The following is a 13,355-nucleotide window of genomic DNA, read 5'->3' on the forward strand; positions in this document are numbered from 1 at the left end:
TTCGCAAGCGAAATCCTGTTTTCCCGGAGTATGATCTGATGTGTGGCATCGTTGGAATTCTGAGCGGCGAAGACGTCGCGGGCCGGTTGCTCGATGGCCTCAAGCGGCTCGAATATCGGGGCTATGATTCGGCGGGCATCGCCACCGACAACGACGGCGCGATCGAGCGGCGTCGTGCGTCGGGCAAGCTCGTCAACCTCGCCAACGAACTCGCCGCGCATCCGCTGCCCGGCAAGACCGGGATCGCCCACACCCGCTGGGCGACGCATGGTGGCCCAACCACCAACAACGCGCATCCGCACGCCACCGGCGAAGTCGCGGTGGTCCACAACGGCATCATCGAAAACTTCAAGCCGCTGCGCGACGAACTGATCGCGCGCGGCCGGACGTTCACCAGCGAAACCGATACCGAAGTCGTCGCGCACCTGATCAGCGAGAAGGTCGAGGCGGGCATGGACCCGGTATCGGCCGTCCGCGAGATCCTGCCGCGCCTCCACGGTGCGTTCGCGCTCGCGATCCTGTTCCGTCAGCATCCCGACCTGCTGATCGGTGCGCGGCTCGGTTCGCCTTTGGTCGTCGGTCACGGCGAGGGCGAGATGTATCTCGGCTCCGACGCGCTCGCGCTTGCGCCGCTGACGCAGCGGATCGCCTATCTCGACGAGGGCGACTGGGTCGTGCTGACCCGCGACGGCGCACAGGTCTATGACCGTGACAACAATCCCGTCGAGCGCGCGATCACGCTGTGCGGGATCACCGGCGAGGTGATCTCGAAGGGCAACCACAAGCATTACATGCTCAAGGAGATCTACGAGCAGCCGATCGTCGTCGCGCAGACGCTCCGCTCGTACCTCAAGCGGATGGAGGGCGAAGTCTCGCTGCCGATCCCCGAGTTCGACCTGTCCACGATCAAGCGCGTGACGATCGTCGCGTGCGGAACGAGCTTCTATGCCGGCATGGTCGCCAAATACTGGTTCGAGCAGTTCGCGCGCGTCCCCGTCGATCTCGATGTTGCCTCGGAGTTCCGCTACCGCGCGCCGGTGATGGAAGACGGCGGCCTCGCGCTGTTCATTTCGCAGTCGGGCGAGACCGCCGACACGCTGGCGGCACTGCGCCACGCCAAGGCAGAGGGGCAGAAGATCGCGGTCGTCGTGAACGTGCCGACCAGTTCCATGGCGCGCGAGGCGGACCTGCTGTTGCCGACGCATGCCGGGCCGGAGATCGGCGTCGCCTCGACCAAGGCGTTCACCTGCCAGCTCGCCGTGCTCGCCGCACTCGCTGCCAACCTGGCGCGCGCGAAGAGTTTGCTGACGAGGGAGCAGGAGCGCGAGATCGTCCGGCATCTGTCGGAGGCGCCCGCCGCGTTGAACGGCGCGCTGGCGTATGACGAGGCGATCGAGGCGATGGCGCACAACATCGCCGGCGCGCGCGACGTGCTGTATCTCGGCCGCGGGACCGATTACCCGCTGGCACTCGAAGGCGCGCTCAAGCTGAAGGAAATCAGCTACATCCACGCCGAGGGCTATGCCGCGGGCGAGATGAAGCACGGGCCGATCGCCCTGATCGACGAGCATGTCCCGGTCATCGTCATCGCGCCGTCGGGTCCGCTGTTCGACAAGACCGTCAGCAACATGCAGGAAGTCATGGCGCGCGGCGGCAAGGTCGTTCTGATCTCGGATTACGACGGCATCCAGGCGGCCGGCGAAGGCTGCATGGCGACGATCACCATGCCCAAGGTCCACCCGCTGATCGCGCCTCTGGTGTATGCAGTGCCGGTGCAGTTGCTCGCGTATCATGTCGCGGTGCTGAAGGGCACGGACGTCGACCAGCCGCGGAATTTGGCGAAGAGCGTTACGGTCGAATAGCTTTCGCGAAAGGGAGCTCTTCCTTTCTAGTTCCCCCGCGAAGGCGGGGGCCCAGGACCACAAACGATACCGTATGTAACCCTGGGCTCCCGCCTCCGCGGGAGAACAAGAAGTTGGCGAAGAACCCAAACCCTCGATTGACTAAGATTGTGCGCCGCGTCACAACTCGCGGCGTCAATGTCGGGCAACCGGCATGGCACCGCGCGGGAGAGCGTTTCCGGTCCTTCGAGGGCCAAAGGAACCGCCGAAGGAGCAACCACCCCGGAATCTCTCAGGCACCAGAGACCGCGCGGGGCTGATCGACACTCTGGAAAGCGTCCTGGCCTCGCGCCGAGGGCCACCGAAGGGGTAAGCGCTGGACAAGTCCGCCGCGAAAGCTCTCAGGTCCCGTGACAGAGGGGGTTCGGATCGTTGCACCCATTGGTGCCGCGCGCCCCTTCGACGGAGACGACCATGAGCGACCCAGAACTGCGCGATTACGCCAGCATCATCGATCAGGCCGACGATTACGTCGAGCCCGAGATCCTGCCATTGCCGCTCGACGCATGGCACCGGGCGCACGGCGCGCGGATGGTCGAGTTCGCCGGCTACGAGATGCCGATCCAGTATGAAGGCATCATGGCCGAACACGCCTGGACACGCGATTCGGCGGGCCTGTTCGACGTGAGCCACATGGGCCAGCTCGTCTTCTCCGGCGAAGGCGTCGCGCACGCGCTCGAAACCGTCCTGCCGGGCGATATCGCAGGGCTCGGCGAGGGCAAGATGCGCTATTCGCTGCTGCTCGCGCATGACGGCGGCATCCTCGACGACCTGATGGCCACGCGCCTGCCCGACGACCAGCCGTCGCCGTTCTTCGCGCAGGACGTCGAGCCCGAGGCATACGACCCGCTCCACCCGTCGCCGACTGCGAGCGGCAGCTTCTACGTCGTCGTCAACGGCGCCACCAAGTACGACGACATCAGCTATCTGATCGAACATCTGCCCGACGACGTCACGATCAACATCCTCGAAGACCAGGCGCTGCTCGCGGTGCAGGGCCCGAAGGCGGTCGAGGCAGTCGCGCGGATCGTCCCCGGCGTCGACGGCCTCGTGTTCATGACCGCCGGCGCGTTCCACTGGAACGACGTCCCGCTCTGGATCAGCCGCTCGGGTTACACCGGCGAGGACGGCGTCGAGATCTCGCTCCCCGCCGAGCACGCGGTCGCGTTCGCCGACGCGCTGCTTGCGCTTCCGGAGATCAAGCCCATCGGCCTCGGCGCACGCGACTCGCTGCGACTCGAAGCCGGCCTCCCGCTCTACGGTCACGACCTCGACCCCGAGATCACGCCGGTCATGGCCGACCTCGGTTTCGCGCTGTCGAAGCGCCGCCGCGAAGCCGCCGATTTCCCCGGTGCCGAGCGAATCCTCACCCAGCGCGAGCACGGCCCCGCCACTAAGCGCGTCGGCCTGATCGTCGAGGGCCGCCAGCCCGCGCGCGAAGGCGCCGAGGTGATCGACGATACCGGCGCGACGATCGGCCGCCTCACCAGCGGTGGTTTCGCACCCACGCTCGGGAAGCCGATCGCGATGGCCTATGTGCCGCTCGCGCTGTCGACGCCCGGTACCCGCATCGAAATCGCGCAACGCGGCAAGGTCCACACCGCCACCGTCACCGCGATGCCCTTCATTCCCCACCGCTACGTCCGCGCAGGAGCTAAGTGATATGAGCCGTTACTTCACGCAGGATCATGAATGGGTCGATGTCGACGGTGATGTCGGCACGGTCGGCATTTCGGAATACGCGCAGAGCCAGCTCGGCGACGTCGTGTTCGTCGACGTTCCTGAAGCCGGCAAGACCTTGTCGAAGGGCGACGAAGCCGCGGTCGTCGAGTCGGTCAAGGCTGCCTCCGACGTGTACTCCCCCGTCTCGGGCACCGTTACCGAGGGCAACGCTGCGCTCACCGACGACTCCAGCCTGGTGAACTCGGACGCCGAAGCGGCGGGCTGGTTCTTCAAGCTGACACTCAGCGACCCGAGCGAACTCGACAGCCTGATGGACGAAGCCGCCTACGCGACCTTCGTCGAAGGGCTTTGAACTAACTGCTCCCCTCCCGCTTGCGGGAGGGGTCGGGGGAGGGGCTGGTACAGTCGTTCCCCGTCTCATTCCCTCCCCCGACCCCTCCCGTGAACGGGAGGGGAGGAGACTAGAATGCGCTACCTTCCCCTGACCCAGCCCGACCGTGCGGAAATGCTCGCCGTCATCGGCGCCTCGACCATCGACGACCTCTTCGTCGACGTTCCCGAAGCCGCGCGCCTCGACGGCCCGGTCCGCGACCTGCCGATGCACGCCTCAGAAATGGCGGTCGAACGCCACATGTCGGCGCTCGCCAAGAAGAACCTCACCGCGGGCGAAGCACCGTTCTTTCTCGGCTGCGGCGCGTACAAACATCACGTCCCCGCGTCGGTCGATCACCTGATCCAGCGCGGCGAGTTCCTCACCGCCTACACGCCGTACCAGCCCGAAATCGCGCAGGGCACGCTGCAGATGCTGTTCGAGTTCCAGACTCAGGTCGCGCGACTGCTCGGCACCGACGTCGCCAATGCCTCGATGTACGACGGTTCGACCGCGTGCTGGGAAGCGATCGTGATGGCGCGTCGCATCACCAAGCGGGGCAAGGCGATCCTGTCGTCGGGCCTCCACCCGCATTACGTCTCGGTCGCGAACACGATGGCCAAGTTCACCGGCGACGTGCTCGACACGACCGCGCCCGAACTGGTCGCCGACATGGACCTCGACCAGCTGATCGCGAAGATCGATGACGACACCTCCTGCGTGGTCGTCCAATACCCCGACATCCTCGGTCGCATCGCCGACCTGCGCCCGCTGGCGGATGCGTGCCACGCGAAGAAGGCGCTGCTGATCGCGGTCGTCACCGAGCCGGTCGCCTTGGGCGCGATCACCTCGCCCGGCGAGATGGATGCGGACATCGTCGTCGGTGAAGGCCAGTCGCTCGGCGTCGGCCTTCAGTTCGGCGGGCCTTATGTCGGCCTGTTCGGCTGCAAGGACAAATACGTCCGCCAGATGCCCGGTCGCCTTTGCGGCGAGACCGTCGACGCCGACGGCCGCCGCGGGTTCGTCCTCACGCTGTCGACCCGCGAGCAGCACATCCGCCGCGAAAAGGCGACGTCGAACATCTGCACCAACTCCGGCCTCTGCGCGCTGGCCTTCTCGATCCACATGACGCTGCTCGGCGAAGCCGGTCTGCGCCGCCTTGCGGGGGTGAACCATGCGGGTGCGGTCCATGCCGCGCGTCGACTGGCGAAGGTGCCGGGGGTCGAATTGCTCAACACGCACTTCTTCAACGAATTCACGCTGAAGCTCCCCGTCGAAGCCCGCCCTGTCGTCCGCACGCTGGCCGACCGCGGCATCCTAGCGGGCGTCTCGCTGGGCCGGCTCTATCCCGGCAATGACGACCTCGCCAACGGCTTGGTCGTCGCGGTGACCGAGACGACCACGGCGGAGGACGTCGAAACGCTTGCGTCCGCACTCGAGGAGATACTGGCATGAGCATCAACCAGAGCGGCTGGCGCCCGACCGCCCCCGAGGCGAACACGGTCAACGTCCCAGCATCGGTCACCGGCAACAAGGCGCTGATGCTGGAAGAAGCGCTGATCTTCGAGATCGGCGACGCGAAGACGACGGGCGTCGACTTCGGCGAAGGTGACGTCGCGCACGACATGCTCGGCGATCTGACGCGCAAGGCGCCGATCGGCCTCCCCGGTCTATCCGAGCCGGAAACCGTCCGCCACTACACCCGCCTCTCGCGCCAGAACTACGGCATCGACCTCGGCTTCTTCCCGCTCGGCTCGTGCACGATGAAGCACAATCCGCGCCTCAACGAGAAGATGGCGCGGCTCCCCGGGTTTTCCGACGTCCACCCGCTCCAGCCGGTCGACACGGTGCAGGGCGCACTCGAAGTCATCCATCAGCTCGCGCACTGGCTCGTCACGCTCACCGGCATGACCTCGGTCGCGATGAGCCCCAAGGCGGGCGCGCACGGCGAGCTCTGCGGCATCCTGGCGATCCGCGCGGCACTCGAAGCCAAGGGCGAAGGCGCGCGGAAGATCATCCTCGTCCCCGAGAGCGCACACGGCACCAACCCCGCCACCGCGGCCTTCGCCGGCTACAGCGTCGAGGACATCCCCGCCACCGCCGAAGGCCGCGTCGACACCGCCGCGCTGAAGGCCCGGCTCGGCCCCGACGTCGCCGGCGTGATGATCACCAACCCCAACACGTGTGGACTGTTCGAGCGCGACATGCGCGAGATTTCCGACGCGGTGCACGCCGCGGGCGGCTTCGTCTATTGCGACGGCGCGAACTTCAACGCGATCGTCGGCCGCGTGCGGCCCGGCGATCTCGGCATCGACGCGATGCACATCAACCTGCACAAGACCTTCTCCACCCCGCACGGCGGCGGCGGTCCAGGTTCAGGCCCGGTGGTGTTCTCGGAAGCTCTGACCCCGTACGCGCCGCTCCCCTTCGTTGAGAAGCAGGGCGATCAATTCGTCCTGATCGAGGAAGAGAATGCCGACGAACACCACGCCGGCAGCTTCGGCCGCATGGTTGCGTTCCACGGCCAGATGGGCATGTTCACGCGCGCACTGACCTACATCCTCAGCCACGGTGCGGACGGTCTGCGCCAAGTGTCGGAGGATGCGGTGCTCAACGCGAACTACATCCTGCGCAGCCTCGACGACACGCTCGACGCACCGTTCGGCCCCTCGGGTCCGTGCATGCACGAGGCGTTGTTCTCGGATTCGGGCCTCGCCGCCGGCTTCTCGACGATCGACATCGCCAAGGGCCTGATCGACGAGGGCTTCCACCCGATGACGATGTATTTCCCGCTCGTCGTCCACGGCGCGATGCTGGTCGAACCGACCGAGACCGAATCGAAGGCGGCGCTAGACCAGTTCATCGCCGCGCTCCGCTCGGTCGCCGAACGCGCGAAAGCCGGCGACCCCAGCCTCAAGACCGCCCCGCATTTCGCCCCCCGCGCGCGTCTCGACGAGACGCTCGCGGCACGGAAGCCCGTGCTGGTCTGGAAGGACCCCGCTCCGCTGGCGCAGGCGGCGGAGTAAGGGAAGCAGATGGTCTTCGGGGTGTGACGCGTGCACCCGAAGAACAATACCGCCCCGGCGAAGGCCGGGGTCCAATTTGGCGGCGCTGCTGACGAATGGCAGCATGTCGTTATTGCCACCTTTCCAATTGGGCCCCGGCCTCCGCCGGGGTGGCAGTTCAAATGTGTCGCCGCCTCTTTTACCTCGGCTGTATTGCTGCCATGCTACACCAACTGAAGGTGGTCGCGTGGGGGAAGCAATGCAGGCGCACGAAGCACAAGGCTGGATCAGCTACGCGATCACGGCCGTCATCATCGGCATAGTCTTCGCGGTTCGCTGGCGTCGCATGAGCGTAGTGAAGCCGCTCAAGCTCGAACGCCTTTGGGTGTTCCCCGCGGTCTACGCCGCCGTCGCGCTCTACATGTTTACGATGTACCCACCGCAGGGCCTTGCCTGGCTGTTCTGCGCGCTGGCCCTGATCATGGGCGCAGCACTAGGCTGGCAACGCGGCAAGCTCATGCGCATCACGATCGATCCCGACAGCCACGCGCTCAACACGACGTCCTCCCCGGCAGCGGTCCTGTTCATCGTAGCGATCGTCGCAGTCCGCACCGGCGCGCGCGCCGTCATCGGCGACGGCCACGCGCTGCACCTAAACGCCTTCGCAATCACCGACATGCTGGTCGCGCTCGCGCTCGGCCTGTTCACCACGCAACGCATCGAAATGTACCTCCGCGCCAAGCGGATGCTGAAGACGGCACGCGTTCGCTAACCCGCCGCTACCGTACGATCCTCCCCCGCCAGGGGGAGGTGGCTGGCGCTTGCCAGACGGAGGGGGAGGAAAGGGTAACCTCTGTTTCGTATCCTCCCCCTCCGTCACCTTCGGCGCCACCTCCCCCTGGCGGGGGAGGGGTGAGGGGTTCGCCGTCAAGCGATCCCCTGCTCGGTCTCCTCCCGCCGCCGGACATGCTCGCGCCACACGATATACAGACCGCTCGCGACGATGACCGGCGCCCCGACCCACGTCGCCTCCGCCGGTAGCGTGTCGAACACCAGCCACCCCAGCAACGTCGCCCACAGCAAGCTCGAATAATCCATCGGCACCACCACCGACACCGGCCCGAGCCGCAACGACGTCGTCATCGCGATCTGCGCCAGCCCCCCGAATATCCCGACGCTCGCCAGGCAAATCCACGCGACCAGATCATGCGACTGCGCCGCCCGCCCGTAAAATACCGACAACGGGATCAACGACAGCGCCGAGAACCAGAACACCGTCGTCAACGCACTCTCGGTCTTGCCGATCTGCCGCAACAGGATCGACACGCTGGCCGTCCCGAACGCCCCCGCCAGCGCACACCCCGCGCCCCATAACGGGAAATGATCCCCGCCCGGCTGTGCGACGATCAGCACGCCCGCGAACCCGGTCGCGACCGCCGCCCAGCGATGCCACCCGGTCGGCTCGCGCAACACCAGCGCGCCGAGAATGGTCGCGAAGATCGGCACCGTGAACCCGATCGTCGTCGCCTCCGCCAGCGGTAACGCGACGATCCCGTTGAACGTGAATGCCATCGCCGATAGCCCGACGATCGCCCGCACGACATGCGCCGGCAACCGCTTGGTCGCGACCGAAGGCAGGCCCGGCCCCGCAACGATAACCCCTGACACGAGCAGACACGCGCCGAACTGCCGGAAGAACAGGATCTCCGACACGCTAGCGCCGTGCCGCTCGGCCAGCTTGATCGCGGTGTTCATCAGCGCGAAGATCACGACCGACAGCAACCGCATGCCGATGGCGGGAAGGATGCGGTCGGTGGGCATGGGGTTCCCTAGCGAGGGCCGGGCGGGCATCCCACCTCAAACCTCCGTCCTCGCCCTACAAAACTCCGTTATCCTGACGAAAGTCAGGGCCCAGAGCCAAGAGCGGTGCGCGTGGTATCCTGGGTCCTGACTTTCGTCAGGATGACGGACCGCGCTGTAGACGGGGTGACGAACCCCCGCGCACCCGCTATCCGCACCGCATGATAAAGCGCGCACTCCCCGTCACCCGCGAGGCGGATTTCTCCGCCTGGTACCAGGCCGTCATCTCCGAGGCCGATCTCGCCGAGGAATCCGGCGTCCGCGGCTGCATGGTCATCCGCCCCTGGGGCTACGGCATCTGGGAGCGCATCCAGCGCCTGCTCGACGACCGGATCAAGGCGACGGGCCATGAGAACTGCTATTTCCCGCTCTTCATCCCGCTCTCCTACTTCGAGAAGGAGGCCGAGCATGTCGACGGGTTCGCCAAGGAAATGGCCGTGGTCACGCACCACCGCCTCAAGGCCGACGGTTACGGCCGCCTGATTCCCGATCCCGACGCCAAGCTCGAGGAGCCGCTCGTCGTCCGCCCGACCTCCGAGATGGTCATCGGCGCCGCCTTCGCGCGCTGGGTCCAGTCGTGGCGCGACCTGCCCGTGCTGATCAACCAATGGGCCAATGTCGTCCGCTGGGAGATGCGCACCCGCATGTTCCTGCGCACCAGCGAGTTCCTCTGGCAGGAAGGCCACACCGCGCACGCCACCGCCGACGAAGCGCGCGACGAGACGCTCAAGATGCTCGAAGTCTATCGCGACTTTGCGGAGGAATGCCTCGGCGTCCACGTCATCGCCGGCGAAAAGCCCGAGAACGAGCGCTTCCCGGGTGCCGTCGCGACCTATTCGATCGAGGCGATGATGCAGGACGGCAAGGCGCTGCAAGCCGGCACCTCGCACTTCCTCGGCACCAACTTCGCCTCGGCGCAGAACATCCGCTTCCAGAATGCGGGCGGCGAGTTCGAGCTGTGCAACACCACCAGCTGGGGCGTGTCGACGCGGATGATCGGCGCGGTGATTATGGTCCACGGCGACGATGACGGCCTGCGCGTGCCGCCGATGATCGCGCCGTGGCAGGTCGTGATCGTGCCGATGCTGCGCGACGTTCCCGAGGACGCGGCGATCGTCGAATACTGCAAGTCGCTCCAGGCCGAACTCGCCAAGCAGTCCGCGCTCGGCGAACCGGTCCGCGCGCTGCTCGACCTGAAACCCGCCAAGGCCGCAACCAAGCGCTGGGGCTGGGTCAAGAAGGGCGCGCCGATCGTGATCGAGGTCGGCGGCCGCGACATGGCAGGCGGCAACGTCACCGTGATCCGCCGCGATCGCCTGTACCGCGAGGACGGCAAGCTCGACAGCAACGCGGTCGCGCGCGACACGTTCGTCGCAGAGGTGTCGGGTATGCTCCACGACGTGCAGGCGAAGCTCCACGTCGAGTCGATGAACCGCGTGAAGGGCAACATCGTCCCCGCCGACGATTTCGCCGCGCTCGAAGCGCATTTTGCGGACGGCGTGAAGAACCCCGGCTGGGTCGACGTCCGCTGGTCCAAGCCGACCGGGCCCGCACTCGACAAAGTGGTGGAGCGGCTGAAGGCGCTGAAGCTCACCATCCGCAACGCGCCGATGGGCCAGACCGGGTGCGATGATGGCGCGTGCATCTTCACCGGCGAACCCGCGGTCGAGCGGGTGCTGATCGGCCGAGCGTACTGAGGCCCGGGACACGGCCGGAACTGCGCCGAACGTACCCTTGTTTCTGCGAACACAGGAACCCGGGGTCACGGGGTTGAAACACCTGTAATCCTGGGCTCCCGCATTTGCAGGAGAACGGCATCGGGTGTCCCCGCGGCATTCCTGCCTCTGCGTCACGCTTGCCGAAGTGGCCAAACACGGCGCGGCGCGACCCGGTCTTGTCTCCTGCGACGGCGGTAATGCAGCCCGGATCCGCGCCCTTGCGGAGCAACTAGGCCGCGCGTGGTCAACGATGGATTGAGCCTCTGGTCGACCGGCACTCGCGCCCTCTGCAGTTCAAAACAACTCCCCCTGAGGTCCTCTCGGCGCGCGAAACAGGTCGCTCCGCAACGCCACCCGCACCTGGTTCAGGCCGTGCTTTGCGCACGCGATGCGGAACCGCGTCCCGAGCAGGTCCGCCCATGGCCCTTGTCCCTTCATTCGCGTGAAGAAGTTTGGATCATTGTCCTTACCCCCGCGCAACGACGCGATCGTCGCCATCACTTTCCCCGCGCGATCGGGGAAATGCTCGTCGAGCCAAGCCCGGAACAGCGGCGCGACCTCGTACGGCAACCGCACCGGGATGAAGAACGCCCGCGTCGCCCCCGCTTCGGCCGCCCGTGCGATCAGATGTTCGATCTCGTGATCGGTAATCGCCGGGATTACCGGGGCGATCGACACGTACACCGGCACGCCCGCATCGGCGAGCTTGCGCACCGCCGCCAACCTGCGCTCGGGATGTGGCGCACGCGGTTCGACGGTCGAGGCGATCTTCGGATCGAGCGACGTGATCGACATCGCCACCGCCGCCAGACCCTTGGCTGCCATCGGCGCCAGCAGGTCGATGTCGCGCACGACCCGGTCCGATTTGGTCGTGATCGTCAGGGGATGATCGGTCTCGGCCAGCACCGCGATGATCTCGCGCGTGATCCGCCAGTCGCTCTCGATCGGCTGGTACGGATCGGTATTCGTTCCCAACGCCATCGGCGCGCAGACATAGCCGGGCTTGCCGAGCTCGACCCGCAACAGCATCGCGGCGGACGGCTTGGCGAACAGCTTGCTCTCGAAATCGAGCCCCGGCGACAGGTCGTGAAACGCATGGCTGGGCCGTGCGAAGCAATAGATACAGCCATGCTCGCACCCCCGATACGGATTGATCGAGCGGTCGAACGGCACGTCGGGGGACGCATTACGGCTGATGATCGCCCGCGGCGTTTCGACCGTCACCGTCGTCCGCAGCTTCGGAGCGATCCCGTCGATCCCCTCACGCATGTCGAGCCAGTCGCCGTCCGCCTCGGTCTGCGGCAGATTGAACCGGCGACTCTCGCTGTTGCGCGTCGCACCACGCACCGGACGGGCCTGTTTCATCAGCGCACGCTAGAATATTTTATAGAACATAGATAGAACGAAAAGAGGAGTGCGCCTGCTGATAGGGCGCATCTCCGCTCACGTTTCGGCGATAAAGCTAGTCGTTGCTGCAACGCTTTTGCGAGCGTCCGAGCGCTCCCGCGCGCAGCCAGCAGCGTCGTTGGCCGGAACATCTTAAACTGAATCAATGTGGCGTAATTACATCCATTTAGGTCGCAATCGGCGTTGGTAGAAATGTTCGCTCGCCGGACCGGCAAATGGCGCGTACGACAGCGAAATGACGGGACAATTGACCACGGTGGAGCGGGCGTTCGAACTGGCACGATCGGGCTCGTGCAATTCGGTCAACGATCTGCGACAGCGGCTCCGCCGCGAAGGCTATGACGCGGTCCATATCCACCTCCACGGCGCCTCGATCAACAAGCAGCTGGTCGACTTGATGCATGCCGCGAAGGGCTAGGGACCGGGTTTCGCGCCCGATCCCAGCTTCCGCGGTCGACCGCTAGGCCGGGATCAGCCGACCCGTAGCGATCCGTCGACCAGATACGCCACGCCGGACTTGTCGTAGGGATTCTGGAACGTCCCCGGATCGAGCGGATGCATCCCGGCACGCGCGATAATCCCGGCGCGGGATTGATCCGCGGGCCGCGGCTGGCCGCTGTCGTGCGAGTCCTTGGCTTCCTTCATTCCCTGGAAGCACAGCACGAGATCGGGATCGAGATTGGTGTACCAGTTGATCCCGTAATCGATCAGGTCGTCGGGATCCGATCCCGACGACAGGAATAGCCCGATCTTGGCCATCACAGACGGCGTGATCGCGTCCTTGATCGTGTTGGCGGAGCCCTTCAGCTTGTCGGTCAACTGCTGCGCGGTCAGCTGGTCGAGTGGAGTCATGTCATTCGCGACGATCTTCTCCAACTCGGCCTTTACGGCGGGCGCCGCCTTGTTGATGATTCCGCTCATCGCCGACCACGACGTGCTGTCACTCTCGAAGGCGAGGCTGACGATGCCGAGAACCTCGGGTTTGAGTTGCGGGTCGGCGCCGGGTTTGCGCGCCGCGCTGAATTCCGAAAAACCGAACTTTGTGACGTTGTCGAAGCCGACGCGGCCGATATTGTCGGGCACATGCCGCACTGCGCCCTGTTTGACGTGCTTGGCCCAGTCATAGCTCGCCCACGGGTTGGTCCACGTCTGAGTCGATCCGGGCACGCCCAGTTTCGAGCGGAACGCGATCACGACCATGTACACCTCGTCACCGTCGGACAACCAATTGTCCTCATCGGCATTCTGGACGCGCAATGTGTCCAGCCCCAAATTCCATTTTCCGGTCATGATCGCTCCCCCAAAAGTCGGTAGGGAAGGCTGTCACGCCACGCCGAGTCGCGACGATCGAAGCTGTATCGGTAACGGAGGCGTCATGGGCGAACCGGCACCGTTTCGGTGACGTTTCGCC

Annotated in this window: 11 protein-coding genes and 2 riboswitches; of the genes, 8 read left to right on the forward strand and 3 right to left on the reverse strand. The window is 65.8% G+C overall.

Annotated elements, in window-relative coordinates:
* Nucleotides 1-38 precede the first annotated feature (38 nt).
* From glmS to O6Y00_RS03620, 6 genes are all read left to right on the forward strand, one after another.
* On the forward strand, nt 39-1,862 hold the full coding sequence (gene glmS / locus O6Y00_RS03595) for a glutamine--fructose-6-phosphate transaminase (isomerizing) (protein ID WP_353441232.1): 1,824 nt from the start codon (nt 39-41) through the stop codon (nt 1,860-1,862).
* A 194-nt stretch (nt 1,863-2,056) separates the two neighbouring features.
* A riboswitch (glycine riboswitch) is annotated at nt 2,057-2,160 on the forward strand.
* Nucleotide 2,161: 1 nt separating this feature from the next.
* A riboswitch (glycine riboswitch) is annotated at nt 2,162-2,268 on the forward strand.
* Between the two features lie 47 nt (nt 2,269-2,315).
* Nucleotides 2,316-3,563 carry a glycine cleavage system aminomethyltransferase GcvT gene (gcvT, locus tag O6Y00_RS03600; protein WP_353441233.1) on the forward strand — a complete coding sequence of 416 codons (1,248 nt, stop codon included), beginning with the start codon at nt 2,316-2,318 and terminating at the stop codon, nt 3,561-3,563.
* 1 nt (nt 3,564) lies between these two features.
* Nucleotides 3,565-3,936, forward strand: a complete 372-nt coding sequence (gene gcvH, locus O6Y00_RS03605) for a glycine cleavage system protein GcvH (RefSeq protein ID WP_056057335.1) — start codon at nt 3,565-3,567, stop codon at nt 3,934-3,936.
* A 114-nt stretch (nt 3,937-4,050) separates the two neighbouring features.
* Nucleotides 4,051-5,409: an aminomethyl-transferring glycine dehydrogenase subunit GcvPA gene (gene gcvPA, locus O6Y00_RS03610; protein ID WP_353441234.1), complete on the forward strand. Its 1,359-nt coding sequence runs from the start codon at nt 4,051-4,053 to the stop codon at nt 5,407-5,409.
* Nucleotides 5,406-6,980 carry an aminomethyl-transferring glycine dehydrogenase subunit GcvPB gene (gene gcvPB / locus O6Y00_RS03615; RefSeq protein ID WP_353441235.1) on the forward strand — a complete coding sequence of 525 codons (1,575 nt, stop codon included), beginning with the start codon at nt 5,406-5,408 and terminating at the stop codon, nt 6,978-6,980. Before gcvPA ends, gcvPB begins: the two co-directional genes overlap by 4 nt.
* Before the next feature lie 238 nt (nt 6,981-7,218).
* Nucleotides 7,219-7,731, forward strand: a complete 513-nt coding sequence (locus tag O6Y00_RS03620) for a CcdC protein domain-containing protein (RefSeq protein ID WP_353441236.1) — start codon at nt 7,219-7,221, stop codon at nt 7,729-7,731.
* A gap of 155 nt (nt 7,732-7,886) precedes the next feature.
* On the opposite strand, the gene O6Y00_RS03625 is transcribed toward O6Y00_RS03620, so the two are convergent.
* Complete coding sequence (locus tag O6Y00_RS03625; protein WP_353441237.1) at nt 7,887-8,780, reverse strand: DMT family transporter; 894 nt, start codon at nt 8,778-8,780, stop codon at nt 7,887-7,889.
* Between the two features lie 200 nt (nt 8,781-8,980).
* Between O6Y00_RS03625 and O6Y00_RS03630 the strand changes: the two genes are divergently transcribed.
* Entirely contained in the window at nt 8,981-10,516 is a 1,536-nt protein-coding gene (locus O6Y00_RS03630) for an aminoacyl--tRNA ligase-related protein (protein ID WP_353441238.1), read from the forward strand.
* Nucleotides 10,517-10,831: 315 nt separating this feature from the next.
* Here O6Y00_RS03630 and O6Y00_RS03635 read toward each other — a convergent pair whose 3' ends face one another.
* The gene (locus tag O6Y00_RS03635; protein ID WP_353441239.1) at nt 10,832-11,902 is read right to left on the reverse strand and encodes a PA0069 family radical SAM protein; all 1,071 of its coding nucleotides are present in this window, start codon (nt 11,900-11,902) and stop codon (nt 10,832-10,834) included.
* Nucleotides 11,903-12,179: 277 nt separating this feature from the next.
* Here O6Y00_RS03635 and O6Y00_RS03640 point away from each other — a divergent pair, with 277 nt between their 5' ends.
* Nucleotides 12,180-12,362 carry a hypothetical protein gene (locus O6Y00_RS03640; protein WP_353441240.1) on the forward strand — a complete coding sequence of 61 codons (183 nt, stop codon included), beginning with the start codon at nt 12,180-12,182 and terminating at the stop codon, nt 12,360-12,362.
* 53 nt (nt 12,363-12,415) lie between these two features.
* On the opposite strand, the gene O6Y00_RS03645 is transcribed toward O6Y00_RS03640, so the two are convergent.
* Complete coding sequence (locus tag O6Y00_RS03645; RefSeq protein ID WP_353441241.1) at nt 12,416-13,234, reverse strand: hypothetical protein; 819 nt, start codon at nt 13,232-13,234, stop codon at nt 12,416-12,418.
* Nucleotides 13,235-13,355 lie beyond the last annotated feature (121 nt).

This window comes from Sphingomonas faeni, assembly GCF_040407565.1.
Taxonomy (GTDB): domain Bacteria; phylum Pseudomonadota; class Alphaproteobacteria; order Sphingomonadales; family Sphingomonadaceae; genus Sphingomonas; species Sphingomonas faeni_F.

Bases quoted from the DNA above. Each gene is read 5' to 3' on its own strand.
- glmS (WP_353441232.1), top strand. From the start codon at position 39: ATGTGTGGCATCGTTGGAATTCTGAGCGGCGAAGACGTCGCGGGCCGG.
- gcvT (WP_353441233.1), top strand. From the start codon at position 2,316: ATGAGCGACCCAGAACTGCGCGATTACGCCAGCATCATCGATCAGGCC.
- gcvH (WP_056057335.1), top strand. From the start codon at position 3,565: ATGAGCCGTTACTTCACGCAGGATCATGAATGGGTCGATGTCGACGGT.
- gcvPA (WP_353441234.1), top strand. From the start codon at position 4,051: ATGCGCTACCTTCCCCTGACCCAGCCCGACCGTGCGGAAATGCTCGCC.
- gcvPB (WP_353441235.1), top strand. From the start codon at position 5,406: ATGAGCATCAACCAGAGCGGCTGGCGCCCGACCGCCCCCGAGGCGAAC.
- O6Y00_RS03620 (WP_353441236.1), top strand. From the start codon at position 7,219: ATGCAGGCGCACGAAGCACAAGGCTGGATCAGCTACGCGATCACGGCC.
- O6Y00_RS03625 (WP_353441237.1), bottom strand. From the start codon at position 8,780: ATGCCCACCGACCGCATCCTTCCCGCCATCGGCATGCGGTTGCTGTCG.
- O6Y00_RS03630 (WP_353441238.1), top strand. From the start codon at position 8,981: ATGATAAAGCGCGCACTCCCCGTCACCCGCGAGGCGGATTTCTCCGCC.
- O6Y00_RS03635 (WP_353441239.1), bottom strand. From the start codon at position 11,902: ATGAAACAGGCCCGTCCGGTGCGTGGTGCGACGCGCAACAGCGAGAGT.
- O6Y00_RS03640 (WP_353441240.1), top strand. From the start codon at position 12,180: ATGACGGGACAATTGACCACGGTGGAGCGGGCGTTCGAACTGGCACGA.
- O6Y00_RS03645 (WP_353441241.1), bottom strand. From the start codon at position 13,234: ATGACCGGAAAATGGAATTTGGGGCTGGACACATTGCGCGTCCAGAAT.